General features: G+C 73.9%; 25 protein-coding genes and 1 pseudogene. 8 read left to right on the forward strand and 18 right to left on the reverse strand.

The features are described from left to right. Nucleotides 1-353 precede the first annotated feature (353 nt). Genes GA0070624_RS01310 through GA0070624_RS01320 form a run of 3 tightly spaced genes read right to left on the reverse strand, consistent with a single transcriptional unit; the run spans nucleotide 354 to nucleotide 2,929 of the window. Nucleotides 354-1,004 (reverse strand): HAD family hydrolase, encoded by a 651-nt coding sequence (locus tag GA0070624_RS01310; RefSeq protein ID WP_091335874.1) that lies wholly within the window; start codon nucleotides 1,002-1,004, stop codon nucleotides 354-356. 43 nt (nucleotides 1,005-1,047) lie between these two features. Further along, on the reverse strand, nucleotides 1,048-1,302 hold the full coding sequence (locus tag GA0070624_RS01315) for a glutaredoxin family protein (RefSeq protein WP_091335877.1): 255 nt from the start codon (nucleotides 1,300-1,302) through the stop codon (nucleotides 1,048-1,050). Then, complete coding sequence (locus tag GA0070624_RS01320) at nucleotides 1,292-2,929, reverse strand: AMP-binding protein (RefSeq protein ID WP_245718612.1); 1,638 nt, start codon at nucleotides 2,927-2,929, stop codon at nucleotides 1,292-1,294. The genes GA0070624_RS01315 and GA0070624_RS01320 overlap by 11 nt, the downstream gene beginning before the upstream one ends. Nucleotides 2,930-3,483: 554 nt before the next feature. Here GA0070624_RS01320 and GA0070624_RS01325 point away from each other — a divergent pair. From GA0070624_RS01325 to GA0070624_RS01335, 3 genes are all read left to right on the forward strand, one after another. Continuing rightward, complete coding sequence (locus GA0070624_RS01325) at nucleotides 3,484-4,500, forward strand: ECF subfamily RNA polymerase sigma factor, BldN family (protein ID WP_091335881.1); 1,017 nt, start codon at nucleotides 3,484-3,486, stop codon at nucleotides 4,498-4,500. Nucleotides 4,501-4,785: 285 nt separating this feature from the next. After that, nucleotides 4,786-5,658 carry a DUF5667 domain-containing protein gene (locus tag GA0070624_RS01330; protein WP_091335884.1) on the forward strand — a complete coding sequence of 291 codons (873 nt, stop codon included), beginning with the start codon at nucleotides 4,786-4,788 and terminating at the stop codon, nucleotides 5,656-5,658. Between the two features lie 124 nt (nucleotides 5,659-5,782). Next, nucleotides 5,783-6,658 carry an HAD family hydrolase gene (locus GA0070624_RS01335; protein ID WP_091335886.1) on the forward strand — a complete coding sequence of 292 codons (876 nt, stop codon included), beginning with the start codon at nucleotides 5,783-5,785 and terminating at the stop codon, nucleotides 6,656-6,658. A 97-nt stretch (nucleotides 6,659-6,755) separates the two neighbouring features. Here the strand turns inward: GA0070624_RS01335 and GA0070624_RS01340 are convergent, their stop codons facing one another. The 11 genes from GA0070624_RS01340 to GA0070624_RS01390 form a co-directional block, all read right to left on the reverse strand. Further along, the gene (locus GA0070624_RS01340; RefSeq protein WP_091347901.1) at nucleotides 6,756-7,631 is read right to left on the reverse strand and encodes a lysophospholipid acyltransferase family protein; all 876 of its coding nucleotides are present in this window, start codon (nucleotides 7,629-7,631) and stop codon (nucleotides 6,756-6,758) included. A 281-nt stretch (nucleotides 7,632-7,912) separates the two neighbouring features. Next, nucleotides 7,913-8,986: an NAD-dependent epimerase/dehydratase family protein gene (locus GA0070624_RS01345; protein ID WP_091347906.1), complete on the reverse strand. Its 1,074-nt coding sequence runs from the start codon at nucleotides 8,984-8,986 to the stop codon at nucleotides 7,913-7,915. A gap of 119 nt (nucleotides 8,987-9,105) precedes the next feature. Next, entirely contained in the window at nucleotides 9,106-9,207 is a 102-nt protein-coding gene (locus tag GA0070624_RS01350; RefSeq protein ID WP_007465623.1) for a 30S ribosomal protein bS22, read from the reverse strand. 208 nt (nucleotides 9,208-9,415) lie between these two features. Beyond that, a complete protein-coding gene (locus tag GA0070624_RS01355) occupies nucleotides 9,416-9,625 on the reverse strand; it encodes a helix-turn-helix domain-containing protein (protein WP_073834429.1) in 210 nt (69 codons plus the stop codon). Nucleotides 9,626-9,847: 222 nt separating this feature from the next. After that, nucleotides 9,848-11,032 carry an ABC transporter permease gene (locus GA0070624_RS01360; protein ID WP_091335888.1) on the reverse strand — a complete coding sequence of 395 codons (1,185 nt, stop codon included), beginning with the start codon at nucleotides 11,030-11,032 and terminating at the stop codon, nucleotides 9,848-9,850. Further along, a complete protein-coding gene (locus tag GA0070624_RS01365) occupies nucleotides 11,029-11,913 on the reverse strand; it encodes an ABC transporter ATP-binding protein (protein ID WP_091335890.1) in 885 nt (294 codons plus the stop codon). Before GA0070624_RS01365 ends, GA0070624_RS01360 begins: the two co-directional genes overlap by 4 nt. Then, complete coding sequence (locus GA0070624_RS01370) at nucleotides 11,910-13,298, reverse strand: efflux RND transporter periplasmic adaptor subunit (protein ID WP_091335892.1); 1,389 nt, start codon at nucleotides 13,296-13,298, stop codon at nucleotides 11,910-11,912. The genes GA0070624_RS01365 and GA0070624_RS01370 overlap by 4 nt, the downstream gene beginning before the upstream one ends. Before the next feature lie 52 nt (nucleotides 13,299-13,350). Next, a complete protein-coding gene (locus GA0070624_RS01375) occupies nucleotides 13,351-14,658 on the reverse strand; it encodes a hypothetical protein (protein ID WP_091335894.1) in 1,308 nt (435 codons plus the stop codon). Nucleotides 14,659-14,749: 91 nt separating this feature from the next. Further along, nucleotides 14,750-15,085 (reverse strand): YrdB family protein, encoded by a 336-nt coding sequence (locus tag GA0070624_RS01380; RefSeq protein WP_091335896.1) that lies wholly within the window; start codon nucleotides 15,083-15,085, stop codon nucleotides 14,750-14,752. Further along, nucleotides 15,085-15,651: a TetR/AcrR family transcriptional regulator gene (locus GA0070624_RS01385; RefSeq protein WP_091335898.1), complete on the reverse strand. Its 567-nt coding sequence runs from the start codon at nucleotides 15,649-15,651 to the stop codon at nucleotides 15,085-15,087. The genes GA0070624_RS01380 and GA0070624_RS01385 overlap by 1 nt, the downstream gene beginning before the upstream one ends. Continuing rightward, nucleotides 15,644-16,435 (reverse strand): alpha/beta fold hydrolase, encoded by a 792-nt coding sequence (locus tag GA0070624_RS01390; protein WP_091335900.1) that lies wholly within the window; start codon nucleotides 16,433-16,435, stop codon nucleotides 15,644-15,646. The genes GA0070624_RS01385 and GA0070624_RS01390 overlap by 8 nt, the downstream gene beginning before the upstream one ends. Before the next feature lie 40 nt (nucleotides 16,436-16,475). Between GA0070624_RS01390 and GA0070624_RS01395 the strand changes: the two are divergent. Continuing rightward, a pseudogene (locus GA0070624_RS01395) lies at nucleotides 16,476-16,646 on the forward strand (VOC family protein); the annotation flags it as partial. A gap of 1 nt (nucleotide 16,647) precedes the next feature. On the opposite strand, the gene GA0070624_RS01400 reads toward GA0070624_RS01395, so the two are convergent. After that, nucleotides 16,648-17,568, reverse strand: a complete 921-nt coding sequence (locus tag GA0070624_RS01400) for a proline dehydrogenase family protein (RefSeq protein WP_091347908.1) — start codon at nucleotides 17,566-17,568, stop codon at nucleotides 16,648-16,650. A 152-nt stretch (nucleotides 17,569-17,720) separates the two neighbouring features. Here GA0070624_RS01400 and GA0070624_RS01405 point away from each other — a divergent pair, with 152 nt between their 5' ends. The 3 genes from GA0070624_RS01405 to GA0070624_RS01415 are packed head-to-tail and all read left to right on the forward strand — an operon-like array spanning nucleotide 17,721 to nucleotide 19,753. Continuing rightward, nucleotides 17,721-17,990, forward strand: coding sequence for a hypothetical protein (locus tag GA0070624_RS01405; RefSeq protein WP_245718614.1), 270 nt, complete (start codon nucleotides 17,721-17,723; stop codon nucleotides 17,988-17,990). 1 nt (nucleotide 17,991) lies between these two features. Beyond that, nucleotides 17,992-19,158 carry a glutathionylspermidine synthase family protein gene (locus tag GA0070624_RS01410; protein WP_091335905.1) on the forward strand — a complete coding sequence of 389 codons (1,167 nt, stop codon included), beginning with the start codon at nucleotides 17,992-17,994 and terminating at the stop codon, nucleotides 19,156-19,158. 19 nt (nucleotides 19,159-19,177) lie between these two features. After that, complete coding sequence (locus GA0070624_RS01415; RefSeq protein WP_091335907.1) at nucleotides 19,178-19,753, forward strand: CGNR zinc finger domain-containing protein; 576 nt, start codon at nucleotides 19,178-19,180, stop codon at nucleotides 19,751-19,753. Nucleotides 19,754-19,855: 102 nt separating this feature from the next. Here GA0070624_RS01415 and GA0070624_RS01420 read toward each other — a convergent pair whose 3' ends face one another. Together GA0070624_RS01420 and GA0070624_RS01425 are read right to left on the reverse strand one after the other, a co-directional pair. After that, nucleotides 19,856-20,662 carry a sugar phosphate isomerase/epimerase family protein gene (locus tag GA0070624_RS01420; protein WP_176731552.1) on the reverse strand — a complete coding sequence of 269 codons (807 nt, stop codon included), beginning with the start codon at nucleotides 20,660-20,662 and terminating at the stop codon, nucleotides 19,856-19,858. A 75-nt stretch (nucleotides 20,663-20,737) separates the two neighbouring features. Further along, nucleotides 20,738-21,682 carry a Ppx/GppA phosphatase family protein gene (locus tag GA0070624_RS01425; protein ID WP_091335909.1) on the reverse strand — a complete coding sequence of 315 codons (945 nt, stop codon included), beginning with the start codon at nucleotides 21,680-21,682 and terminating at the stop codon, nucleotides 20,738-20,740. A gap of 74 nt (nucleotides 21,683-21,756) precedes the next feature. Between GA0070624_RS01425 and GA0070624_RS01430 the strand changes: the two genes are divergently transcribed. After that, the gene (locus GA0070624_RS01430; protein WP_091335912.1) at nucleotides 21,757-22,566 is read left to right on the forward strand and encodes a DUF3109 family protein; all 810 of its coding nucleotides are present in this window, start codon (nucleotides 21,757-21,759) and stop codon (nucleotides 22,564-22,566) included. Between the two features lie 2 nt (nucleotides 22,567-22,568). Here the strand turns inward: GA0070624_RS01430 and GA0070624_RS01435 are convergent, their stop codons facing one another. Continuing rightward, complete coding sequence (locus GA0070624_RS01435) at nucleotides 22,569-23,726, reverse strand: MFS transporter (RefSeq protein ID WP_218105093.1); 1,158 nt, start codon at nucleotides 23,724-23,726, stop codon at nucleotides 22,569-22,571. Between the last annotated feature and the right edge of the window lie 39 nt (nucleotides 23,727-23,765).

Here is a 23,765-nt window from a genome sequence, read left to right on the forward strand (position 1 = left end):
TCGGGACTCCCGCTGGCGACCGATGTTGCCGGCTGTGCTAGCAGGGCGCGTCGGAATTACAGAGTAGGCGCTTGTGAAGACGTGCACAAATCGCGATCTTGCTGGCCCGCGACGCGCCTTCACCTGCCCTCCATTCCACAAGATCGATTGCGCGCGCACCGTTGGCGCCGCTCGGCGATTATTGCTCAATCCCGACTTCTCTGACCAATCGCACGCGCTCGGTAGCGGTGTGTCACGCCTCTCCGGCGCGACACGCCGGAGTCGATCATGAAGTTGTTGCCACGACACGCCGGTGTGGAGGCAAACAACTTCATGATCAACGCGCAGGGCGGGGCGCAGCCGGCGGCGAAGGATCAGGGGAGGGTGGTGGCGAGGGTTACCGCGGCCGTCAGGGTGTCGGCGGTGGGGTGGGCGGAGGCGCGGAGCCGGGCCGGGTCGGAGAGGCCGCCGGTGTAGAGGACGCAGCGGGCGCCGACCGACTCGGCGGCGTCGGCGTCGTCGAGGGAGTCGCCGATCAGCACCACCTGGCTGCCGTCCAGGCCCAGCTCGGCCAGGTGCTTCGCCAGCCACCCGGCCTTGACGCCCCCGCCGACCGCGTCCCGCAGCCCGTCGACCCGGGTGAAGTGCGGGGTCAGCCCGTAGGTGTGCACGGTCGGCACCAGCTCGTCGTGGAACCACATGGAGAGCAGCGACTGGCTGCCCGGCCACGCCGCGATCGCCGCGGTCGCGTCGGCCGCCAGCTCGCAGGTGGTCAGCCCCGCCCGGTACGCGTCGTGGAAGATCTGGTCCAGCCGCCCGAACGCCTCGTCGTCGACCGCCCGCCCGAGCATCTCGGCGTAGTACTCGGCGATCGGCCGGCGGAACCTCGCCCGGTGCTCGTCGACGGTGACGGCCGGCCCCCCGGCGCTGGCGAAGGCGACGTTGGTGGCCTGCACCACCAGGTCGAGATCGTCGAGCAGGGTGCCGTTCCAGTCCCATACCAGGTGGTGCCGCGCAGGGGTCATCGCTGCACCATAAGGCAGGCCGGCGCCGCCGCCGGAATCCCGCTCAGAGCTGCGGGGTGGTCAGGTCCCGCAGCAGCCGCTCCTCCTCGACCCGCCAGTAGCCGTGCTCCTTGCCGTCGAGCAGCACCACCGGCAGCCGGTCGCCGTACTCGCGTTCCAGCTCGATGTCGTCCGTGACGTCCTTCTCGATCCACCGGTCGCCGGTGACCGCCACCACCCGGTCCAGCGCCGCCTTCGCGTCCTCGCAGAGATGGCAGCCGGGCCGGGTGATCAGGGTGAGCCGGGCTTCAGTGGACATCGGGTACCTCCGTGCGGGTGTCGGTCGACGGCGCCGGCGACGGCACCGGGGGCGCCGCCGGCCGGAGCTGGGTCTTGCGTACCTTGCCGATCACCGAGTACGGCAGCGTGTCGACGAACTCGACGGCGGTCGGGCACTTAAACCGGGCCAGGTTACGGGCGCAGTGGGCGAGCAGCTCTTCCCCGGTCACCGCCGAGCCCGCCGACCGCACCACGTACGCCTGGACAGTCTCGCCGGTGCGCGGGTGCGGCACGCCCAGTACCGCCGACCCGGCCACCCCGGGATGCGCCCCGAGCACCAACTCGACCTCGTGCGGATACACGTTGAAGCCGTTCACCAGGATCAGCTCGCCGAGCCGGTCGACCAGGAAGAGGTCGCCCTCGTCGTCGGCGTACGCGACGTCACCGGTGGCCCACCAGCCCTCGTCGTCCGGGCCGCCCCGGCCGTCCGGCCAGTAGCCGGTGAAGAGGTTGGCACCCCGAACCACGATCTCGCCCGGGTCGGTGCCCGGCGCTGCGTCGGAGAGGTCCAGGTCGTCCGGGTCGTCCTCCGGCGCGGCCGCGCCGTCCCGCCACAGCTCCGCGCCGTCCGGCCCGACCAGCCGCGCCTCGACACCCGGCAGCGGCCGGCCGATCGAGCCGGGCTTCGGCTCCCCGCCGACCAGGGTGGAGGTGAGCACCGGGGCGGTCTCGGTCAGGCCGTACCCGACATGCACCGGCCGGCCCGTGACCTCGGTGAAGCGCGCCGCGGTGGCCGGCGGCAGCGGCGCCGCGCCGCAGACCGCGACCCGGACCGACGCCATCGCCTCGGCCACCGCCTCACCCTCCGCGTCGGCCCAGGCCAGAAACATCGACGGTACGCCGACCAGCACGCTGACCCGGTGCCGGGCGATCTCGGCGAGCCCCCCGGTCGGACCGAGGTCGTCGACGAGCACGCCGGTCGCGCCGTGGTGGACGACGGCCCCCAGCCCCGAGTTCAACCCGTACGCGTGGAAGAGCGGCAGGGCCAGCAGGACGGTGTCGTCGGGCCCGACCACCGGTGGGCTGATCCGGTCGATCTGCTCGTGGTTGGCGGCCAGCGCGCGGTGCGGGAGCATGGCGCCCTTCGGCCGGCCCTCGGTGCCCGAGGTGTAGAGCAGCACCGCGAGGTCCTCGCCGCCCCGGGCCGGGAAAGACGTCGTGGCGTCATCGTCGGTCACCGGCGGGGTGGTGTGCACGGCGGTCAGCGCGGGCAGCTCGGCGGCGAGGTCGGCGACCCGGTCGCGGACCTCCTCGGCGCAGATCAGCACGGCGGCCCCGGAGTCGGCGAGCACGTGCCGCAGCTCCCGGGCGGTCAGGCCGGGGTTGATTGGCACCGAGACGAGCCCGGCGCGCAACGTGGCGAGGTAGCTGATCACGAAGTCCGGCGAGTTGCCGAACGAGACGGCCACCCGGGGCGGATGCCCGGACGTCCCGGCCGGCGTCGAGGCGGCCAGGGCGCGGGCCGTCTCAGTCACCGCGGCGTCCAGTTCAGACCAGGTCAGGGTGCGGTCCCGCCAGTGCACGGCGGGACGGTCGCCGTGGGCGACGGCCGCCCGGCTGAGCCGGTCGGCGAGGTTCGGCGCGGAGCTGTCGGCTGCTTCCTGCACGGTGGCTGAGTCTGGCACAGCACCGGCCGCCCGGCCATGCTTGCGGACCGTCCGGCCCGGACGAGCGCTCCGGTCCCGCCGACGGGACGCGTCTCCAGCCGTCCACTGCCGCCCGACCCGCCGGGCGACACGCCGGGCGGGCGGTCGCGGGAGCGCGCCTCGACACGCCGAAGGCGAAAACGAAATCGCTCCGACCAGGACTTTCCACTCCGGACCAGCTTCCGGTGTCAAAGTCAACCGCATACGACGGACAACCGGTCCGCCATCCGTGCGACGCGGAAGGAAATACTTCCGCCCTGTGTAACGGACTTGCCACGCGCGGGTGACGTTGGCCCTATCATCACTCGGGTCGGCTCACCCGATTTGCCGTGAGTCGACACCCCTCAGCCTGAGGAGGCCCCCGTGCCTGTGAGCGCATTGGACCAGCACCTCAAGGGGATCTGCCGCGCGTCGGCACGTCCCGGCCCGGCCGTGCCCGACCGGCGCGTACCCCGTCCCGCCACAGCGACGCGGCGCCCAGCGCGGCCGCGCCCCGTCCGGAACGGGGAGGCGCGGTGAGCACCTTCGGTTACGCGGAGCGCCCGGCCGCTCTGAGCGGTCCGGCGCCGAGGACGCCGGTCAACGACCGACTGGAGTCGGCGCGCAACTCGGCGGAGGGAATGTGGAGCCTGGCCGTCCGCGGCGACGGGGCCCGGCGGGTGCGCAACCGGTCGCACCACAACGAGGCGCCGCCCCGGCCGGCACTGCCGGGCGGCAACGCCAAGCCGGCCGGCGCCCGGGTGGGCGCGCCGGCCCGCCCCACCATGCCGTCACAGGGCCGCCGGGCCGGGGAGGCACCGGCGATGAGCGACCCGTCGAACAGCGAGACCGCCGTCCTGCCGGCGGTGTCGGCCACCGACACGGAGGTGCTGCCGAAGGTGCCGGCCGCCGACACGGCCGTGCTGCCCAAGGTGCCCGCCGAGGCCGCCCCGGCCACCGGCTACCCGAGCCGTCCCGACCCGTCCGACCCGGCCACGGAGGTCTGGGCCCTGGTCGAGCGCGCCCAGGCCGGCGAGGCGGAGGCCTTCGGCCTGATCTACGACCGGTACGTCGACACCGTCTTCCGGTTCGTCTACTTCCGGGTCGGCAACCGGCAACTGGCCGAGGACCTGACCTCCGACACCTTCCTCCGGGCGCTCAAGCGGATCGGCAGCTTCACCTGGCAGGGCCGGGACCTCGGCGCCTGGCTGGTCACCATCGCCCGGAACCTGGTGGCCGATCACTTCAAGTCCGGCCGCTACCGGCTCGAGGTGACCACCGGCGACGTGCTCGACGCCGACCGGGAGGACCGCGGGCCGGAGGGCAGCCCGGAGTCGGCGGTGGTCGAGCACATCACCAACGTCGCCCTCCTCACCGCCGTGAAGCAGCTCAACCCCGAGCAGCAGGAGTGCATCGTGCTCCGCTTCCTGCAGGGCTTCTCGGTCGCCGAGACCGCCCGGGCCATGGGCAAGAACGAGGGCGCGATCAAGGCTCTGCAGTACCGGGCGGTGCGGGCCCTGGCCCGGCTGCTGCCCGACGGCTTCCAGCCCTGATCCCGCAGCCCGTTCCCGCCCGTCCCGACCAACGGGGGCGGGCGCGCCGCTCGCGTGCCAGCGTGACGAGAATCACTCTTCGTGATTTCGCCTGCGCCGGCCCCGTAACCGGTACCCACCCCGAACCGTTTCTCCGAGTGCGACCAGTGGTTGTCCCGGCGCCCCCGGGCCACCCGGTTCGGTGAACGCGGCGGTCACGCCGCCGTCCGTCGTCGTCACGCTGCCACCGGTCGCTGGTGACGACCACGGCCCACCGGCCGTGACCAGCGAGAGGAGGTGCCTGCGGTGGACAGCGACCTCTTCTCCCGTCGGCGTTCCGAGCGCTTCGCGCAGCTTCTCGAGGAGGCAAACGGCGGCCGGCGTCACCACGGCCGCTCCCCCGCCGACCGGGAACTCGCCACGCTCGTCGCGGTCAGTCGGCGACTCACCACCGACCGGCCGACCGTCGAGGTCGACGCGGACTTCCGGACCGGGCTCCGGGCCATGCTCGTCGCCACCGCCGAACGCGAGGGCCTCGGCGCCCCGGCGACGGCGAAGACCGACACGACGGCGCCGACCGGCGCGGCGCGCGGCCCGCTCCTGCCGGCGGTCACCGCCCGGCGGGCCCGCGCCCGGGGCGCGATCCTGGTCGGGGTGGCCGTCGGAGCGCTGGCCCTCTCCGGCATCTCGGCCGCCAGCGAGAACGCGGTGCCCGGTGATGCGCTCTACGGCATGAAGCGCTCCACGGAACGGGCCCAGCTTGCCCTGACCAGCTCGGACATCAGCCGGGGCCAGCTCTTCCTCGACTTCGCCCGGACTCGGCTCGACGAGGCCGCCAAGGTGCACGGCGACCGGCTCGGCTTCGGCGCCGTCCTGGACGACATGGACGCCGACACCCGGCAGGGCGTACGGCTGCTGACCACCGTCGCGGTGCAGCGCGCCGACCCGGCCGGTCTGGACGCGGTCAACGCCTTCCTCACCGGCCAGCGGCAGGCGGTCAGCGGGCTGCTCGACCGGACGGACCACGTCGAGCGGGACCGGACCCACCGGTCGCTCGCCCTGCTCGACGCAGTACGCACCCGCTCCGACGCGCTGCGCGCGGCGATCGTCTGCGGCCTGCCGGCGCCGGTCGTCAGCGACGCGCTCGGCCCGGCTCCGGGCACCTGCCCCGGTCGCTGACCGGTCATCGTGGCGCGGCAGCCGTCCGCGAGGCGGTTCCCCGCGCGGACGACCGGGCGTCCCCGGCCTCCGGCTACGCTCGCGGGGGACAACGCGTCGCGGTCGTCGAGCGGAGGGAGGTCGCGTGGCCCGCACCCGCAAGCTCACGGTCAGCACCGACGTCCACGGCCACACCGCCGGTTGGGCGGAGACCGAGCAGGCGCCACCGGCCACGTCCACACCCGACCCCACCGCGGCGGCCTTCTTCGACGTGGACAACACGATGATGCAGGGCGCCTCGATCTACTGGTTCGCCCGCGGGCTGGCCGCCCGGAAGTACTTCACCACCGGCGACCTGGCCCGGTTCGCCTGGCAGCAGGCGAGGTTCCGGCTGCTCGCCACCGAGCACGCCGGCGACATGTCGCAGGCCAAGGAGGCGGCGCTCGCCTTCATCGAGGGCTGGCGGGTGCAGGACGTGGAACGGCTCGCCGAGGAGATCTTCGACGAGCTGATGGCCCCGCGGATCTGGGTCGGCAGCCGCAAGCTGGCGCAGCGCCACCTCGACGCGGGCGAGCGGGTCTGGCTGGTCAGCGCCGCCCCGGTGGAGATCGGTCGGGTGATCGCCGCCCGGCTCGGCCTGACGGGCGCTATCGGCACGGTCGCCGAGGTGGTCGACGGCGCGTACACCGGCCGGCTGGTCGGCGACCTGATGCACGGGCCGGCCAAGGCCGAGGCGGTGACCCAGCTCGCCGCGGTGGAGGGGCTGGATCTGACCCGCTGCGCCGCCTACAGCGACTCCGCCAACGATCTGCCGATGCTCTCCACTGTGGGCCGCGCGGTGGCGATCAACCCGGACACCGATCTGCTCCGGCAGGCCCGCGAGCGCGGCTGGGAGGTGCGGGACTTCCGCACCGGCCGCCGCGCCGCCAAGATCGCCTTGCCGTCGACGGCCGCCGCCGGGCTGATCGCCGGGGCGGTCACCGCCGGCCTCGCCCTGCACCGGCGCCGCCGCACCCACTGACGCCCACGCCGAGGCAGCAGCTTGCGGGAAGCCGCCGGCTCCGTTGCGCGGGAGGCAGCAGCGGGCGGGAGGCTGTGCGGAGGTCGACCCGACGGCGTCAGGGGCCAAACGGGTCGGGGCGTCGTTCGAGCAGCTTGTGCAGGGTCTGCTGGATGGTCTCCCGGACCTGGTCGGCGAGGTTGAAGACGACCATCGGGTCGTCGGCCGAGTCGGTCAGGTGCGCGGTGGGGATCGGCGGACAGAACTCGATCAGCCACTTGCTCGGCAGCGGCACCATGCCCAGCGGCCCCAGCCAGGGGAAGGTGGGCGTCACCGGGAAGTAGGGGAGCTTGAGCAGCCGGGCGAGGGGCTTGATGTCGGCCAGCATCGGATAGATCTCCTCGCCGCCGACGATCGCCACCGGCACGATCGGCGTGCCGGTGCGCAGTGCCGCCGAGACGAAGCCACCCCGGCCGAACCGCTGGAGCTTGTAGCGGTCGGAGTAGAGCTTGCCGACGCCCTTGAACCCCTCGGGGAAGACGCCGACCAGCTCACCGTTACCCAGCAGCCGTTCCGCGTCCGGGTTGCAGGCGACCGTGCCGCCGGTCTTGCGGGCGATCTCGGAGACCACCGGCATCCGGAAGACCAGGTCGGCGCCGAGCAGCCGCAGGTAGCGGTGGGCGGGGTGCTGATCGTGCAGCGCGGCGGAGAGGATCAGGGCGTCCAACGCCACCGTGCCGGAGTGGTTGCCCACCACCAGGCCGGGCCCGTCGGCCGGCACATTCTCCAGGCCGCTGACCTCGGTACGGAACCAGTCCCGGTAGAGCAGCCGCACCAGCGGGTGAAAGACCGCGTCGGTGAGGTCCCGGTCGAAGCCGAACTCATCCACCTCGTAGTCGCCGGAGAGCCGCCGGCGCAGGAAGGCCAGCGCGCCCGCGACCCTGTGGTCCCAGTGATCCCGCCGGTCCGGCACCGCCGGCCCGCTTGACGCCACCACGCCGCTATCGCCCGAGGTGGCGTCACCCGGGGTCGCATCGTCCGGCGTGGCCGCATCGGGCGTCCCGGGTCGGCCGTTCGCCCCGACGACCGGCTCGTCCGTCGCGGCGGTGTCCGGCTCGTCGTGCGCGGCCGGGCCCGTCCGTCGAGGCCGGTCGGTCGCCGTCGTCCGGCGGCGTCCGTTGCTCCGCACCGGCTCCGCGTTCCCTTCCCCGGCGGTCAGGGGTACGTCGTACCGGCCGTTGACCGCGGCGCCGTTGCGGCGCTCCTCGGCGGGGGTCATGACCGCTCCCGCACGGCGGCCCGGACCTGCCGGATCCCGTCGAGGACAAGCTGCTCGGCCGCGGCGAGCTGGTCCCGGGTCACCACCACCCCGCCATGGTGGGCCCGGATGAAGTCGTCGAAGGCGGCCGCCGTCGAGCGGGGCGTGAAGCCGTACTCCTGTTCCAGCCTGGTGGTGTCCACCACCCGACCGTGCACGAAGAGGTCGACCTGGTCCAACCCGTACCGACCGAAGCCCAGGCTGCGGGCGATCGCGGCGGCGCCGGAGAGGCCCGGCTCCAGCACCGGCATGCCGACCCGGCCGGCCCGCCGGATCGCCTGGGAGAGGGAGAGCACGCCCGGGCCGGCGACGTTGTACGTCCCCGGATGGTCCTCGACGATCGACCGGTGCAGCACCTCGAGCGCGTCGTCGAAGTGGACGAACTGGAGCCGGGGGTCGCGGCCGAACACGGTGGGGACCACCGGCTGGGAGAAGTAGCGGGTCAGCGTGGTGTCTGCGGTGGACCCGATGAACGGCGCGAACCGCAGCACGGTGTCGGTGACGTCCGGGCGACGCCGGCGGAACCCGCGGACGTACCCCTCGATGTCGAGGATGTCGCGGGCGAAACCGCCGCGCGGCACCTCGCGCGGCTCGGTCTCCTCGGTGAAGACGGCCGGGTCGCGGAACGACGCGCCGTACGCGGCGGTGGAGGAGCGGACCACCAGCTTGCGCAGCCGGGGCGCCCGCTGGCAGGCGGCGAGCAGCTGCATGGTGCCGATGACGTTCTGTTCCTTCATCGCCGCCCGGCCGCCGTGCTGCGGGTCGGCGGCGCTGACCAGGGCGAGGTGCACCACGGCGTCGACGTCGAGGTCGGCGAGGAGGCCACCGAGCGAGTCGAGGTCGATCCGGATCCGTTCGACCCGGTCGAGGAGGTGGGTGAACTCGGGGCCGGGAGTCGCCGGGTCCACCCCGATGACGCGTTCGATCCGGGGGTCGGCGGCGAGCCGGGCGGCGACGTGCGCGCCGAGATAGCGGCCGACCCCGGTCACGACGACGACCCCCGGAGCACCTGGGGTGCCACCGGGGGTCATGTCGTGCGCCTTGTCCGGCAGGCGGGATCGAGCCGAGATGTCCACGGCCTGATCACCTGAGCCTCCGAGGGTCGACAGTTGGCAAGTGGTGCCGGTTGCCGGGCGGTGGCCCGGCCCGGTCACTTGCCGAGACGGCGACGCTGGACGCGGGTCTTGCGCAGCAGCTTGCGGTGCTTCTTCTTAGCCATGCGCTTGCGGCGCTTCTTGACCACCGAGCCCATACGACAGCCTTTCAATGCAACGTGCGGGGCGGACCGGGTGACACCACCGCGGGTGGCGTCGGTGACCGCTTGCGGACAACGGACCGGACCAGCGTGGTGGGCGGGGCGCACCGGGGTGCGGTCACGGTCGGGGTCCAGGGTAGCCGTACTGCGTCAGCAGGACCAACGCGCCCCCGTCGATGCCCGTTACGTCGCACTCGGTGGCGGGTCAGGCGCTTTCTTGAAACGCGCCCCGGAGGTATTCGTGCACCGCGTGCTCGGGCACCCGGAACGACCGGCCGACCCGCACCGCGGTCAGCTCGCCGCTGTGCACGAGACGGTAGACCGTCATCTTGGAAACCCGCATGACCGTCGCCACCTCGGCGACGGTCAGGAACCTGACATCCGACAGTCGACCGTCGGACTGCGACCCGGCCATGGCTCACCGACCCATTCCCATGCCCGGCGCGTGCCACCGGACGGGGTCCTCCCGCCAGGTCAGGCAACGCGCGTGTTACCAGTACGGTAGCGGGACGGCTGTGACCGGCGCGATCCCTTCCTGTAACTGATCATGCGCCGACCGCCGTTTCCCCGGCATTGACCTGCCGTTTTCCGCCCGGTTGGGTTCGTCGTCCCGTTCCTACCCGGCAGGTGCCGGGGATCACTCTGCGCGCAGTGCCACCACCGGGTCCAGCCGGCCGGCGCGCTGGGCCGGGACCACCCCGAAGACGATGCCGACCGCCGCCGACACCCCGAACGCGAGCGCCAACGACCACCAGGTGATCGCGGCCGGGATCGGCGAGACAGCGTCCACCAGCAGCGCGGTGCCCACCCCGAGCGCCATCCCGGTCAACCCGCCGATCGAGGTGAGCAGCACCGCCTCCAACAGGAACTGCACGCCGATGTCCCGCGGCCGGGCGCCGACCGCCTTGCGCAGCCCGATCTCCCGGGTCCGTTCGCGGACCGAGACCAGCATGATGTTCGAGACGCCGACCCCACCGACGAGCAGCGAGATGCCGGCGATGGCCGCCAGCACCCCGGTGAGCACGCCGAGGATGTCGCCGAGCACGCCGAGGATCTGCTGCTGGGTCACCGCGCTGAACTCGGTGTCCGGGTGCCGCCGGGACAGCTCGGCGACGATCCGGTCGCCCAGCTCGCCGATCCGCTCCCGGTCCGGCGCCTTGACCGCGATGCCGTCGACCCGCTGGGTGCCCCAGAGCCGCTGGGCCGCGGTGACCGGCACGTGCACCTCGTCGTCCCGGTCCACGCCCAGGCTCTGCCCGAGCGGCGCGAAGACCCCGATCACCCGGAACCGAACGCCGGCCAGCGCGACCTGCTGGCCGATCGGGTCGCGGTCGGGGAAGAGCGCGTTCGCCACGGACGCGCCGAGCACGGCGACCCGGCGGCTGGTGTCCACGTCGGCCCCGCTGAGGTAGCGACCCCGGGCCAGCGAGCGGGTGAAGACCGTCGGGGTGGTCTCCAGCACGCCCTGCACGGTGGTGAAGTCGGAGCGGTTGCCGGCGCGCGCGGTCGCGCCGGAGGCGATGCTGACCGCCACCCGGCCGGGGTCGCCCACGACCCGAGAGACGGCGTCCACGTCCTTCAAAGTCATCGGGGAGACCACCGGGGCGGTGCCCACGTCCAACTTGCCGGGGACCACCAGGAGCAGATTGGAGCCGAGCCCCTCGACCTGCTGCTCGACCTTCTGCTTGGTGCCGGTGCCGATGGAGACCAGCACCACCACGGACGCGACGCCGATGATCACGCCGAGCATGGTCAGCGCGCTGCGCATCCGGTTGGCCCGCAGCGCGTCCAGCGCCACCCGCCACGCCTCGGCGATCCTCACGCGCCACCTCCACCGGTGGCTCCGGCGGCGCCACCGGAGCCACCGGACGGGAGCCCCGGGCCGCTTCCGGACGCGGACCGGGACTCCGCGCTGGGAGCGGGCTCCAGTGTGTCAGGTCGGTCGTCGCCCCCGGACAGGGGTCGATCATGAAAGGCACCGTCCGGCTGGGACGCCGGCCCGCCGCTGTCGGAGCGGACCAGGCCGTCCCGCATCGCGATCCGCCGGCGGGCACGGGCGGCAACCTCCTGGTCGTGCGTCACCATCACCAGCGCCACCCCGGACTCGGCGTTCAACCGCTCCAGCAGGTTCAGCACCGTCTCGCCGGTCACGCTGTCCAGGTTGCCGGTCGGCTCGTCCGCGAGCAGCACCGCCGGGTCGGTGACCAGGGCGCGGGCAATCGCCACCCGCTGCTGCTCCCCGCCCGAGAGCTGGTTGGGCCGGTGGTCCAGCCGGTGCCCGAGCCCCACCCGGCCGAGCATCGCCGCCGCCCGCTCCCGCCGCTGCCGGGCCCCGACCCCCCGGTAGACCAGCGGCAGCGCCACGTTGTCCACCGCCGAGGTACGCGGCAGCAGGTGGAACGCCTGGAACACGAAGCCGATCGTCTCGTTGCGCAGCGCCGCCAGCTCCGGCGCGGAGAGGGTGGCGACGTCCCGCCCGCCGATCACCAGCCGACCCCCGGTCGGCCGGTCCAGCCCGCCGAGCAGGTGCATCAGGGTGGACTTCCCGGAGCCGGACGGCCCGACCACGGCGACGTAGTCGCCGGGTGCGATGGTGAGCGACACGCCGCGCAGCGCCGGCACCGACACCCCGTCCAGCTGGTACGTCCGGGACACGTCCACGGCCTCGATCGCCGGCGCCCCGGCGGGTAGCGGCACGGTCATCTGAGCTCCTGGCCGTCGCGGACCTGGTCGGCGCCGCGGACCACCACCCGGTCACCGGCCTGCACGCCACTCACGATCTGCACCAGGTCCTGCCCCTGCACACCCACCGTCACCGGCGCCCGGTCCGCCTTCCCGTCCCGGACCACCCAGACCGCGTCCCGCCCGTCGGCGGAGAAGACCGCCGAGGCGGGGACGGTGACGGCGTCGGTCGCCTCGCGTACCCGGAGGTGGACCACGGCGTTCATGCCGGGGCGGGGAGTGGGTGCGACCTCCCCCTCGCCGAGGTGGCCCCTGCCGAGGGCGAGCCGCACCCGGTAGGTCACCCCGCCGCGGGCGGAGGTGGTCGGCAGCACGTCCACCGACCGCACCTTCGCGTCGTACGTCCCGCCGGTCACCGCGTCCAGTTCGACCGTCGCCACCAGCCCCGGCCGGACCAGCAGCACATCGGTCTCGTCGACCTCGGCGAGCAGGCCGAGCTCGGCGGTGTCCACGATGGTGAGCACCGGCGTTCCGGCGCTGACCCGGCCGCCGGCCGGCACGGCGTCGTCCACCCCGGGCGGCGGACCGGCCTGGGTGGGCGCGAAGGCCGACGGATCCAGGCCGGCCTGGGAGCCGCCGCCGGTCGCCCCGAGCAGGTCGGCCAGCTCGGTCGAGCCGCCGCCGGCCCGGGCGCCGCCGGGCTGCACCACCCCGTCGATCGGGGCGCGCAGGGTGAGCGCGTCGACGGTCGCCTTCGCCAGGTCGTACGCCTGCTGCGCCTGCAGCCGTTGCGCGCTGGAGAGCGCGCCGACGGCGGAGTTCAGCCCGGCCACCCCGCGCTGCACCGCGCGGACCGCCTGGTCGGCGGCGCGGGCGGCCGCCTCGTACTGCCGCTGCGCGGACTCGACCTGGAGCAGCAGCGCGGACCGCAGCTGCGGATCGCCGACCTTCCCGGCGGCGGCCCGCGCCGCGTCGAACGCCTCGGCGGCGGCCCGGTCGGTGCCGCGCCGGCTCCCGCCCAGGTCGCCGACGCCGACGCCCCGACCGGCCCGCTTCGCCGCGCGGAGTGCGTCCCGGGCCTGCTCGAGCCGGTCCTGCGCGGACGGCGAGCTGATGACGGCGAGCACCTGGCCGCGGCGGACCCGCTGGCCGGGCTGGACGCGCAGGCTGGCCAGGGTGCCGTCGGCGGCCGCGGTGAGGGTCGCGGCGGCCCGGGCGGTCACGGTGGCCGGGGCGTCGATCACCTCGGCGACGGCGGACCTCCCCACCTCGGCCAGCGCGACGGAGGACTTCTCGTCGCCGCAGGAGGCGGCGGTGGTGCCGGCCAGGGCGACGACGGCGAGCAGGGCGATGAGCAGGCGGGGCCGCGGGGCTGCGGGCAGCCGCGGCGAGTGGGTGCGGGCCACCGGCCCATGCTACGAGCCTGCGTCGAGGTCCCTACCGCCGAGCGGCGGCGCCTCAGCCGGCCACGGCGCGGACGTAGCTCAGGCAGTCGTCGTGCAGGGAGGACCACCGCTCACCGAACACCTGCTCGGACGCCTCATCGGCCGACCTGCGCTCGTGCACCACGGCCTTGAAGAAGTCGAGCAGGCGCTGCTCGCCGTACCGGTCCACCAGGTGCCGGACGGCCAGGTAGCCGACCCCGTAGCTGCCGCCGACCCGGTCGTCGGCCGCGCCGTCGGCCGGCGCCAGCCCGTCCAGCCGGCCGTTCCAGCCGCCTCGGACGAGCTTCCGCACCTCGGCCAGCCCCTCGTAGCGGCCCACCGGCTGGCCGTCCGCGCCGGCGTACTCGGCGAGGCCCTCCACCAGCCACCAGTTGGCCTGGTCGGAGTACCCCCGGTCGGGCAGCGAGGCGGCGTGGGTCAGCTCGTGCCGGAGCAGGTCGTCGACTCCGCCGGGCACCAGGCTCTGGGCGTTTAGCACGACGTCGTGGCGGCCGCCGCCGACGCCGACGGCGTACCCGGCGGTCCACTTGGGTCGCCCGCCGCCGTACCAGCGCTGCCACTCCGCCCGCCCGGCGTAGAAGACCAGGTAACGGTCCGGAGGTGCGCCGCCGACCGCGTACAGGTCGGCGACCTTCGCCGCCGCCTCGGCCTGGGTCAGCAGGCCGGGCAGCTTGGCCCGCAGGGCCGGGGTCGTGGCGACGACCGCGCGCTTCCCCACCGCCACCGCCAAGTCGCTGACCTCCCACGGCCGGGCCCCCGCCGGCGTCGACCGGGACTCCTCGACCGCGACCAGCCGGGGCTGCTCCCCGGCCGCCCGCCACCGGGTGCCGATCAGCACGGTGCTCGGCGTGCAGCCGGGCACGACGAAGCAGTACTCGACGGCGACCGGCAGGCGCCACTCCCCCGGCTGCCCGTCCACCGGGGTCGGCACGCCGTCCGACTCCGGCCGCCAAACGGTCACCCGCAAGGTTCGCAGCGCGGCGTACCGGCGGGTCAGGGCGGCCCGGGCGGTCGGCTCGGCGATGGCGAGGAAGCCGGCCCGGTCGCCGGTGAGCAGCGCGCTCGCCTGGCGGTCGAGTTGCGCGGCCATCCGCTCGCCGAGGCGGCGGGCGGCCGCGGCGGCGGGATCGTCGGATCGGGGCGCGGCCGGGCGCCCGGCCGCGTCGCTGACCACGCCGACCAGCAGCACCGCCGGCACGCCGCAGGTCAGGACCACGAGGACCACCGCGAGCGCCGCCCACAGCGCCCAGCGCCGGCGCGGTCGTGGTTGGTTCACTCCGCCCTGGCCCGGCTGGTCGGGCTGCTGGTGGCCGTCGGTCACCGGCGAAGGGTACGACCCGTCGGACGATCGGGCCAGAGCCACCCGCGCTTTTGAGGCGGGTGGGCGCCACCGCCCCTCAGGGGCGACGGGGTCAGGCCGGATCGCCCGCCAGGCGGAGCAGCGTCGTGTTCGCCGCCCAGAGAACCACCAGCAGGATCCCCGGCACCGGTCGGCCGGCCAGCGCCAGCAGCAGACCACCGGTCACGAAGCAGGCCGCCTGGATGGCGGTCTTGGCCGGGGCGGCGAGCGGCACGCTGGCCTTGGGCGAGCAGAAGATGCCCCAGACCACCGTGATCAGTAGTGGCGCGCCGAGCCCGGCGGCCAGGCGTACGGCCAGCCCGGCGTCGAGGCTGAAGCCCCACCAGCCGGCGGCGACGAGCATCGCCGGCTCCAGCAGGAAGGCGAGCGCCAGCAGCACGGCCATCATCAGGACCTCCAGTCCCGGTACGCGGTGTCCAGGGCGGCCACCATCTGGTCGAAGGAACGGTCGATGTCCCGGGGCAGCCCGAACCCGCCGGCCGCCTCCAAGCTGACGAAGCCGTGCACGGCGCTGCGGAACATCCGCGTGGCGTCGACCGCGGCGTCGCCGCTCAGGCCGTACCCGAGCAGGATCGCGTAGATCGCGCCGACGGCCCGCTCGCCGGCCGCGACGTGCTCCGGGTCGGCGGGGTCGGGCACCCGCTGGGTGGCCGGGTAGCGGCCGGGATGCCGGCGGGCGTAACCCCGGTAGGCGGCCGCGACGGCGCGCAGCGCGTCGAAGCCGGCCCGGCCCGCGGCGGCGGTGGTCAGCTCGGTGGCGAGCTCCGCGGTGGCCAGCGCGGAGAGCCGTTGGGCCAGCGCGTCCGCGCCCTTGACGTGCTTGTAGAGGCTGGGCAGCGCGACACCCAGCCGGCCGGCGAGCGCGGCCAGCGTCAGCCGCTCGTAGCCGACCTCGTCGGCCAAACGGGCCGCCTCGCGGACCACCGCCTGCGGGGTGAGCCCGGCCCTAGGCACGGGACACCACCGCCAGGAAGTCGACGAGCTGCGCGGCGGTCTCCGCCGGCCGGTCCGCGTGCGGGTAGTGACCGGAGTCGTTGATCATGCGCGCCTCGGCGGTGGCGAACTGCCGCCGGGCGGCCCGCGCCTCGGCGCCCGGGTCCGTGAAGTCCGGGTCCTTCGTGCCCATCAGCACCAGGACCGGCTGGCGCACCGCGGCGGCCTGCGCCGTCCAGTGCGGCTCGACGGGCTCGATCACCCCCCGCACCGCCGCCATCCGGCCGCGCAGCCCCGCGACCATCTCCTTCCGGTACGCGGCGTCGTCCGCGGGTCGGTCGCAGGGGAAGAGCGTCCGGTGGAACATCCCGAACAGGCGCGGGCTGCGCAGCACCACCGCCTGCGCCACCCGCATGACGAGGTTCGGGCTCGGCGGGGCGACGAACGGGCTGACCTGCACCACGCCGTCAACCAAGTCGGGCGCGTCGGCGGCGGCGAAGACCACGGCCGCCGCGCTGGACGAGCTGCCGACCAGGGTGGCCGAGCAGCCGAGCGCCCGGACCACGGCCAGCAGGTCGGCACCGACCTCCGCCGGGGCGTACGACGGCCAGTGGGCGCTGGAGTCGCCGTGCCCGCGCACGTCCACCGAGGCCACCCGGTAACCGGCCCGGACCAGCAGTGGGATCAGGTGGCGGAAGGACCGTCGGTTCTCCCCCATGCCGTGCGACAGGACCACCAGCGGTCCCGCACCGTGCACCTCGTACGCGATCGTGCCGCCGTCCCGCCGCACCTGGCTAACAGTCATAGCCATAAGGCTAATGGCATTAGCTTTATGCGTCAAGAGGGTCGTGCTCTACCTCGACGGGCCGGTCGGCGGCGAACTGGTCGACCGACTGGAACGGGCCGGCGGGACGCGAGTCTCCGCCGGCCCGTACCGGGACCGCTGGGGGGTGACATTCGCCGACCCGGACGGCTACCGCCTGGTGCTGAGCACCCGGGCCTGGTCGAACGGCTGACTCACTTCTTGGAGATCAGGGCGCGGCCGAAGAACGCCAGGTTGGCGGGGCGCTCGGCGAGCCGGCGCATCAGGTAGCCGTACCACTCGTCGCCGTACGGGACGTAGGTGCGCATGGTGTAGCCCTCGCCGACCAGGCGGGCCTGCTCCTCGGGCCGGATGCCGTACAGCATCTGGAACTCGAAGCGGTCCGGGCTGCGGTCGAACCAGCGCGCCCGGTCCTCGCCGATGGCGATCAGGCGCGGGTCGTGGGTGGCCAGCATCGGATAGCCGTCACCGGACATCAGGATGTTCAGGCAGCGCACGTACGACTTGTCCACCTCCCCGGTGGACTGGTACGCCACCGACTCCGGCTCCTTGTACGCGCCCTTGCAGAGCCGTACCCGCGAACCCGGCCCGGCCAGCTCCCGGCAGTCCGACTCGGTGCGCCGCAGGTACGCCTGGAGCACCGCCCCGGTCGACGGGTAGTCCTTGCGCAGCTTGGCCAGGATGTCCAGGGTCGAGTCGGTGGTGGTGTGGTCCTCCATGTCCAGGGTGACCGTGGTCCCCGCCCCGTCGGCCGCCGCGCAGATCGCCCGCGCGTTGTCGTAGGCCAGCTGCTCGTCGAACTTCTGCCCGAGCGCGGAGAGCTTCACGCTCACCTCGGCGGCCGGGGTGAGCCCGGCGGCGGAGAGCAGCCGCAGCAGCTTGAGGTATTCGTCCCGGGTGGCGTTCGCCTGGTCGGAGGTGACGGTGTCCTCACCGAGGTTGTCGAGGGTGACCGCGAGGCCGTCGGCGACGAGTTCGCGGGTCGCGCGCAGCGCGTCGTCGGTGCCGGCGCCGGCGACGAACCGGCGGACGACGTCCCGGGTGAACGGGGCCGTCGCGACGAGCCGCTCGACCCGGGATGACCGGGAGGCGGCGAGGATGACGGAACGGAGCATGAGCCGAGCGTAACGCCCGTGCACGGGCCCGCGCCGGGGGGCGGCGACGGTGTGCGGAGGGCCCTTCATAACGCCATGCGTCAACCGGGGGCTTCGCCCCGCACCGCTGGCGGGCGGAAGGGGGCTGGCGCGGATCGGCTACAAACGATCATGTGGAACGACGCCCCCGACGCCGGCTCCGGTCGGCCACCGTGCAGCTCGGCGCGCTGACCGCCCTGGCGCTCGCCCTCTCCGGTTGCAACATGACCGACGACGACGATGACGACTGCGCGCTCGGCCCGGCCGGCGGTGGCGGCGACAGCGTCGCGCTGGCGCTGCGCGTCCCCGCGCCGGCCGCCGACCGGGCCGCCCCGGAGCCGGTCGCAGCGGCCGTGCCCGAGCGCGGCGGCTTCGGCACCCACCTGGCCTCCTGCGGCGGCTGAGGTGCGGCGCGAGGAGAGCAGCCCCCGCCCGGACTGGGACGCCACCATCCGCTCGCAGGGCCTGGTGTACGTCGACACCGAACTGCCCGACGGCGGGATCATGTCGTACTGGGACGAGACCGCCGCGTACGCCTTCTCGCTGGACGAGGTGCTCCGGCTGGAGGAGGCGACCGAGGAGCTGCACCGGATGTCGGTGGCCGCCGCCGAGCACATCGTGACCCGTGGCCGGTACGCCGAGTTCGGCATCCCGGCCTGGGCGGCCGAGGCGGTCGCCCGGTCGCTGCGCGAGGCGCCGCCGGCCCTCTACGGCCGCTTCGACCTCTGGTACGACGGCTCGTGGCCGCCCAAGCTGCTGGAGTACAACGCCGACACCCCGACCGCGCTGGTCGAGGCGAGCATCATCCAGTGGTACTGGTTGGAGCACACCCGGCCCGAGCTGGACCAGTGGAACAGCCTGCACGAGCGGCTCGTCGGGGCGTGGGCGAAGATCGGCGCCGACCTGCACGACAAGCGGGTGCATGTGGCCTGGTCGAACGAGGAGGAGTCCGGCGAGGACCAGATCACCGCCGGCTACCTGGCAGAGACCGCCCGGCAGGCCGGGCTGGACGTCGAGTTGCTGCCGATCCAGCACATCGGCTGGGACGGCCGGCGCTTCGTCGACGCCGCCGACCGCCCGGTCACCACCTGCTTCAAGCTCTATCCGTGGGAGTGGATGCTGGCCGAGCCGTACGGGCCGCTGGCGCTGGCGCCGGGCACCCCGACCACCTGGATCGAGCCGGCCTGGAAGCTGCTGCTGTCGAACAAGGCGCTGCTCGCCGTGCTCTGGGAACTCTATCCGGGCCACGAGTACCTGCTCCCGGCGTATTTGGACTCGCCGCGCGGGATGACCGAGTACGTGGCGAAGCCGCTGCTCGGTCGGGAGGGCGGCTCGGTGCGGATCGTCATGTCCGGCACCGAGATCACCAATCCGGGGAGCTACGGCGACGAGGGCTTCTGCTACCAGCAGTTCCGGGCGCTGCCCGAGTTCGCCGGCAGCCGGATGGTGCTGGGGAGCTGGATCGTCGACGGCGAGTCGGCCGGCGCGGGCGTACGCGAGAGCGAGAGCCTCATCACGGACGGTTACGCGCGGTTTCTGCCGCACTACATCGACGCGCCGCGAAGCCCGTGAGTCGTCTACCGTTGGTGTCGTGAACTTCGACGCGTACGCCCGGACCGGCGTTGATCTCGTCAACGCCCGTCTGGACGACCTCGACGACCTGCGGGCCCTCTTCCCGGACGACAACGCGTGGATGCGCGACGAGGTCGCCGAGCGGGACCTGGCGATCTTCCGGCGGGCACAGAAGCGCCTGCGCGACGTCTTCGAGTACGGCACCTCGGGGCGGGACGCCCAGGCGGTGGCGGAACTGAACGCGCTGCTCGAGTCGTTCCCGGTGCAGCCGCGCATCTCCGGCCACGACTCCAGCGACTGGCACATGCACGTGACCAGCCGGGGCGCCTCGGTCAGCGCGGAGTTCCTGGCCGGCGCCGTCTGGGGCCTGTCGGTCTGGCTCTGCGAGTACGGCAGCGCCCGGTTCGGCGTCTGCGCCGATGAGCGCTGCGGCAACGTCTACCTGGACACCTCGTCGAACTGCTGCCGGCGGTTCTGCTCGGAGCGCTGCGCCACCCGCTCCCACGTGGCCGCCCACCGGGCCCGCAAGCGGGCCGCCATCGGCGACCAGGTCACCGTCGCCGCCACCGCCGACTCCCTCGCCCCGGCCCTCTGACCCGCCCCGCCCGCGGTTCAGACGGTTGATCAAGAGGTTTGCGTCCGAAGGCCGGCGTCCGGAGGACGCAGGCCTCTTGATCACCGCGGAGAAACGGCCGGCTCAGGCGTCGACCGGGGAGGGGGCGGTCAGGTTGGCGCGGGCGAAGGCGAGGGCCTCGCGGAGGTCGTCCTCACGGACGGCGCGGCTCTTCGCGCCCCGGGTGGTCACCTCCACCGCGACAGAGCCGGTGAAGCCCCGGCCGGCGAGCGAGCGGAGCAGCTCGGCGCAGGGCTGGCTGCCGCGCCCCGGCACCAGGTGCTCGTCGCGCCCCTCGCCGGTGCCGTCGCCGAGGTGCACATGCGCCAGCCCGGCGCCCATCCGGTCCGCCATCTCCAGGGCATCGGTGCGCGAGGCGGCGCAGTGCGACAGGTCGAGGGTGTAGGAGGCGTAGCCGGTCTCGGTGGGGTCCCAGCCGGGGACGTACGGGACGAACTGCCGTCCCGCCATCCGGACCGGGTACATGTTCTCCACCGCGAAGCGCAGTCCGCCGAACTGCCCGGCGATCCGCTCGAGGCCGTCGGCGAAGTTCCGGGCGTAGTCGCGCTGCCAGGTGAACGGCGGATGCACCACGACGGTGGGCGCCTCCAGGGTCTCCGCCAACTCGGCGGCCTTGCGCAGCCGCTCCCACGGATCCGGACTCCACACCCGCTGGGTGACCAGCAGGCAGGGCGCGTGGACGGAGAGCACCGGCACGCCGTAGTGGTCGGAGAGCCCGCGCAGGGCGCCGGGGTCCTGGCTCACGACGTCGGTCCAGACCATCACCTCGAGGCCGTCGTAGCCGAGCGCCGCGGCCATCTGGAACGCCGCCGCGGTCCGCTCAGGGAAGACCGAGGAAGTGGAGAGGAGCACCGGGACGCGGGAAGTCACGCCCCTCAGGGTAGCCCGCCCCCCGCACGGCATCAGGACGAGCATCCGCAAAGCGCCCAGAACGACCGACCGAGATCACAGCGGCGCGAGCTGATCCAGCCGTCTGAGGATGACCCCCTCGCGGAGCGCCCAGGGGCAGATGTCCAGCGCGTCGACGTCGAGCCGGCGCATCACCGCCTCGGCCACCACCGCCCCGGCCAGCAGCTGGTGGGCCCGGGCGGTGCTCACCCCCTCCAGCTCGTGCAGCTGCCCCGGCGGGATGTGCCGGATGAAGCCCAGCACCTGGCGCAGCCCGGTGCGGGTCAGGCTGCGCCGGGCCCAGAGCCCGGCGCCGGACGGCGCCGCGCCGGCCAAACGGGCCAGCATGCGGAACGTCTTCGAGGTGGCGACCGGGCGCTCCCAGCCCACCTCGGCCATGTTCTTCACCACCCGGTCGAGCTGCCCGTGCACGTGCTCCCGCAGTTCCTCCACGGCCTCGGCCGACGGCGGCACGGCGCCCGAGGGGTCGACCCGCAGCCGCTCCCGGCTCAGCCGCCCGGCCCCGAGCGGCAGCGACATGGCAGCGTCGGGGTCCTCGTCGATGCCGGCCGCCAGCTCCAGCGAGCCGCCGCCGATGTCCATCACCAGCAGCCGCCCGGCCGACCAGCCGAACCATCGCCGGACCGCGAGGAAGGTCATCCGCGCCTCGTCCGCGCCGGAGAGCACCTCGAGCCGTACGCCGGTCTCGTCGCGGACCCGGGCCAGCACCTCGGCGGCGTTGGTGGCGTCCCGGACCGCGGAGGTGGCGAAGGCGAGCAGGTCGTCGGTCTGCAATCTGGACGCCGCGGCGCGGGCCGTCCCGACGGCCTTGACCAGCGCGTCCGCGCCCGCCTCGGTCAGCGCGCCGCCCGGGCCGATCTGCTCGGCCAGCCGCAGCACCACCTTTTCCGAGTGCGCCGGCCAGGGGTGCGCGCCGTGATGGGCGTCGACCACCAGCAGGTGCACCGTGTTCGATCCGACGTCGAGGACACCCAGTCGCATGCTGATGACCCTAGGGCCAACACGTTTGGCTGGCTCGCCAGCCGGCGAGGGACACCGCGCGTACGCTGGTCCGGGTGACAGGCCAGATCGAGCTGCAGGTGCTGGTGGACGACCCCGACGACCCACGCAGTCGGGAGGTGGAGCTGGACTTCCCCCGGGAGTGGATCGAGTTCCCCGACCCGGCGGACGAGAAGCACCTGATCCGGGCCGACCTGACCTGGCTGCTGTCCCGCTGGACCTGCATTTTCGGCAAGGGCTGCCACGGCATCATCGCCGGCCGGGCCGCCGACGGCTGCTGCTCGCACGGGGCCTTCTTCACCGACTCGGACGACGAGAAGCGGGTGCGCGCCGCGGTCAAGCGACTCACCCCGCAGACCTGGCAGCACTTCCGCCGGGGTTTCAAGAACTGGACCGAGAACGACACCATCGACGGCAAGAACCCGGCCCGGCGCACCGCCACCCGCGACGTCGACGCGCCGTGCGTCTTCCTCAACGACCCCGACTTCCCCGGCGGGGGCGGCTGCGCCCTGCACGCCCAGGCGCTGCGCGACGGGGTGCACCCGCTGGAGTACAAGCCGGACGTCTGCTGGCAGCTGCCGATCCGCCGCGACCAGGAGTGGCACAAGCGCACGGACAACACCAAGGTGCTGATCTCCACGCTCTCCGAGTTCGACCGGCGGGGCTGGGGCGCGGGCGGGCACGACCTGGACTGGTGGTGCACCTCCTCCACCGACGCGCACGTGGGCACCGAGCCGATGTACGTCTCGTACGGCCCGGAGCTGAGCGCACTGATCGGCGCGCCTGCGTACGCGAAGCTGGCGGAACTGTGCGCGGCCCGGGTGCGCCAGGGCCAGATCGCCCCCCACCCGGCCAGCGAGGGCTGACCTCAGGTTTCCGGGGACCGGCGCAGGCCGGTGGCGGCGACGGCCGCGCCGGCCAGGCCCGCGGCGGTGCAGGCAAGCACCCCCGCCGCCCCGGCGCCGGCCGCCAGCACCCCGGCGGCGCTGGGGATCAGCACCTGCCCGAGCCGGTTGCCGGTCAGCCGCAGGGACATCGCCCGACCGCGCAGGCCGGGCGGGGCGGACTCGGCCAGGAACGACATGGTCAGCGGCTGCCCGGCGCCCAGCCCGAGCCCGGCGACGATGACCACCACGGCCATCGCCCAGAACGGCAGGGGCGGCAGCAGCAGCCCGAGACCGGCGGCGGAGAGGGCGACGGTGCCGATCAGCAGCCGGCGCCGGCCGAGGGCCGCGGCCAGCCGACCGAGCAGCAGCCGGGAGGCCATGGACGCGGCCGCCCGTAGCCCGAGCAGCACGCCGATCGAGCCGGCCGCGATGCCGCGTTCGGTGCCGAGGGCGGGCAGGTAGACCAGGCTGATGTCGACCGCAGCCAGGACGACGCAGCTCACCGTGAGGGCCCGCACCAGACCCGGCTGGCGGAGCAGGTCCCGCATCCCGCCCGCGCCGGACTCGGCGGCCCGCCGGTGGTGACCGGACGGGCGCAGGAACCCGGCGGCGACCAGCAGCGGCAGGGCGAGCGCGGTGGCCCCGAGGAAGATGGCCCGGGTGTCCGGGATCGGACGGTCCCCGCCGAAGGCCACGATCAGGCCGGGCCCGAGCGCCTGGCCCAGCGAGGCGGCGAAGGTGTAGTAGCCGAATGCGGCGTCGTAGCGGTCGGCCGGGGTGCGGTTGGCGACCAGGGCCTGCTGCGCGACCACCGAGCAGAGGTGTCCGGTGCCGAGGACCATGCTGGCGAGCACCAGGCCGACGACCGAGTCGGCGAGCAGGACGAAGCAGAGACCGGCGGCGGCGAGCAGGCCCGACCCGGCCAGCGCGATCCGGCGTTCGCCGAACCGGTCGACCGCGTGGCCGGAGGGGACCGCCAGCATCAGCGGTACGACGGCGAAGCTGGCCCCGAGCACGCCCAGCCAGGCCGACGGCACGTCGAGGTCCAGCGCCCGGTACGCGGACGCCGGGCGGAGCATGAAGGTGACCGCCTGCACGACGATGGTGTGTGCGAGCAGCAGGCCATTCTGGGTGCGCACGGGGACTCCCTTCAGACCGGGAGCCCCCGTCGACGTCGA

It is taken from the genome of Micromonospora rhizosphaerae (genome assembly GCF_900091465.1).
Lineage (GTDB): Bacteria > Actinomycetota > Actinomycetes > Mycobacteriales > Micromonosporaceae > Micromonospora > Micromonospora rhizosphaerae.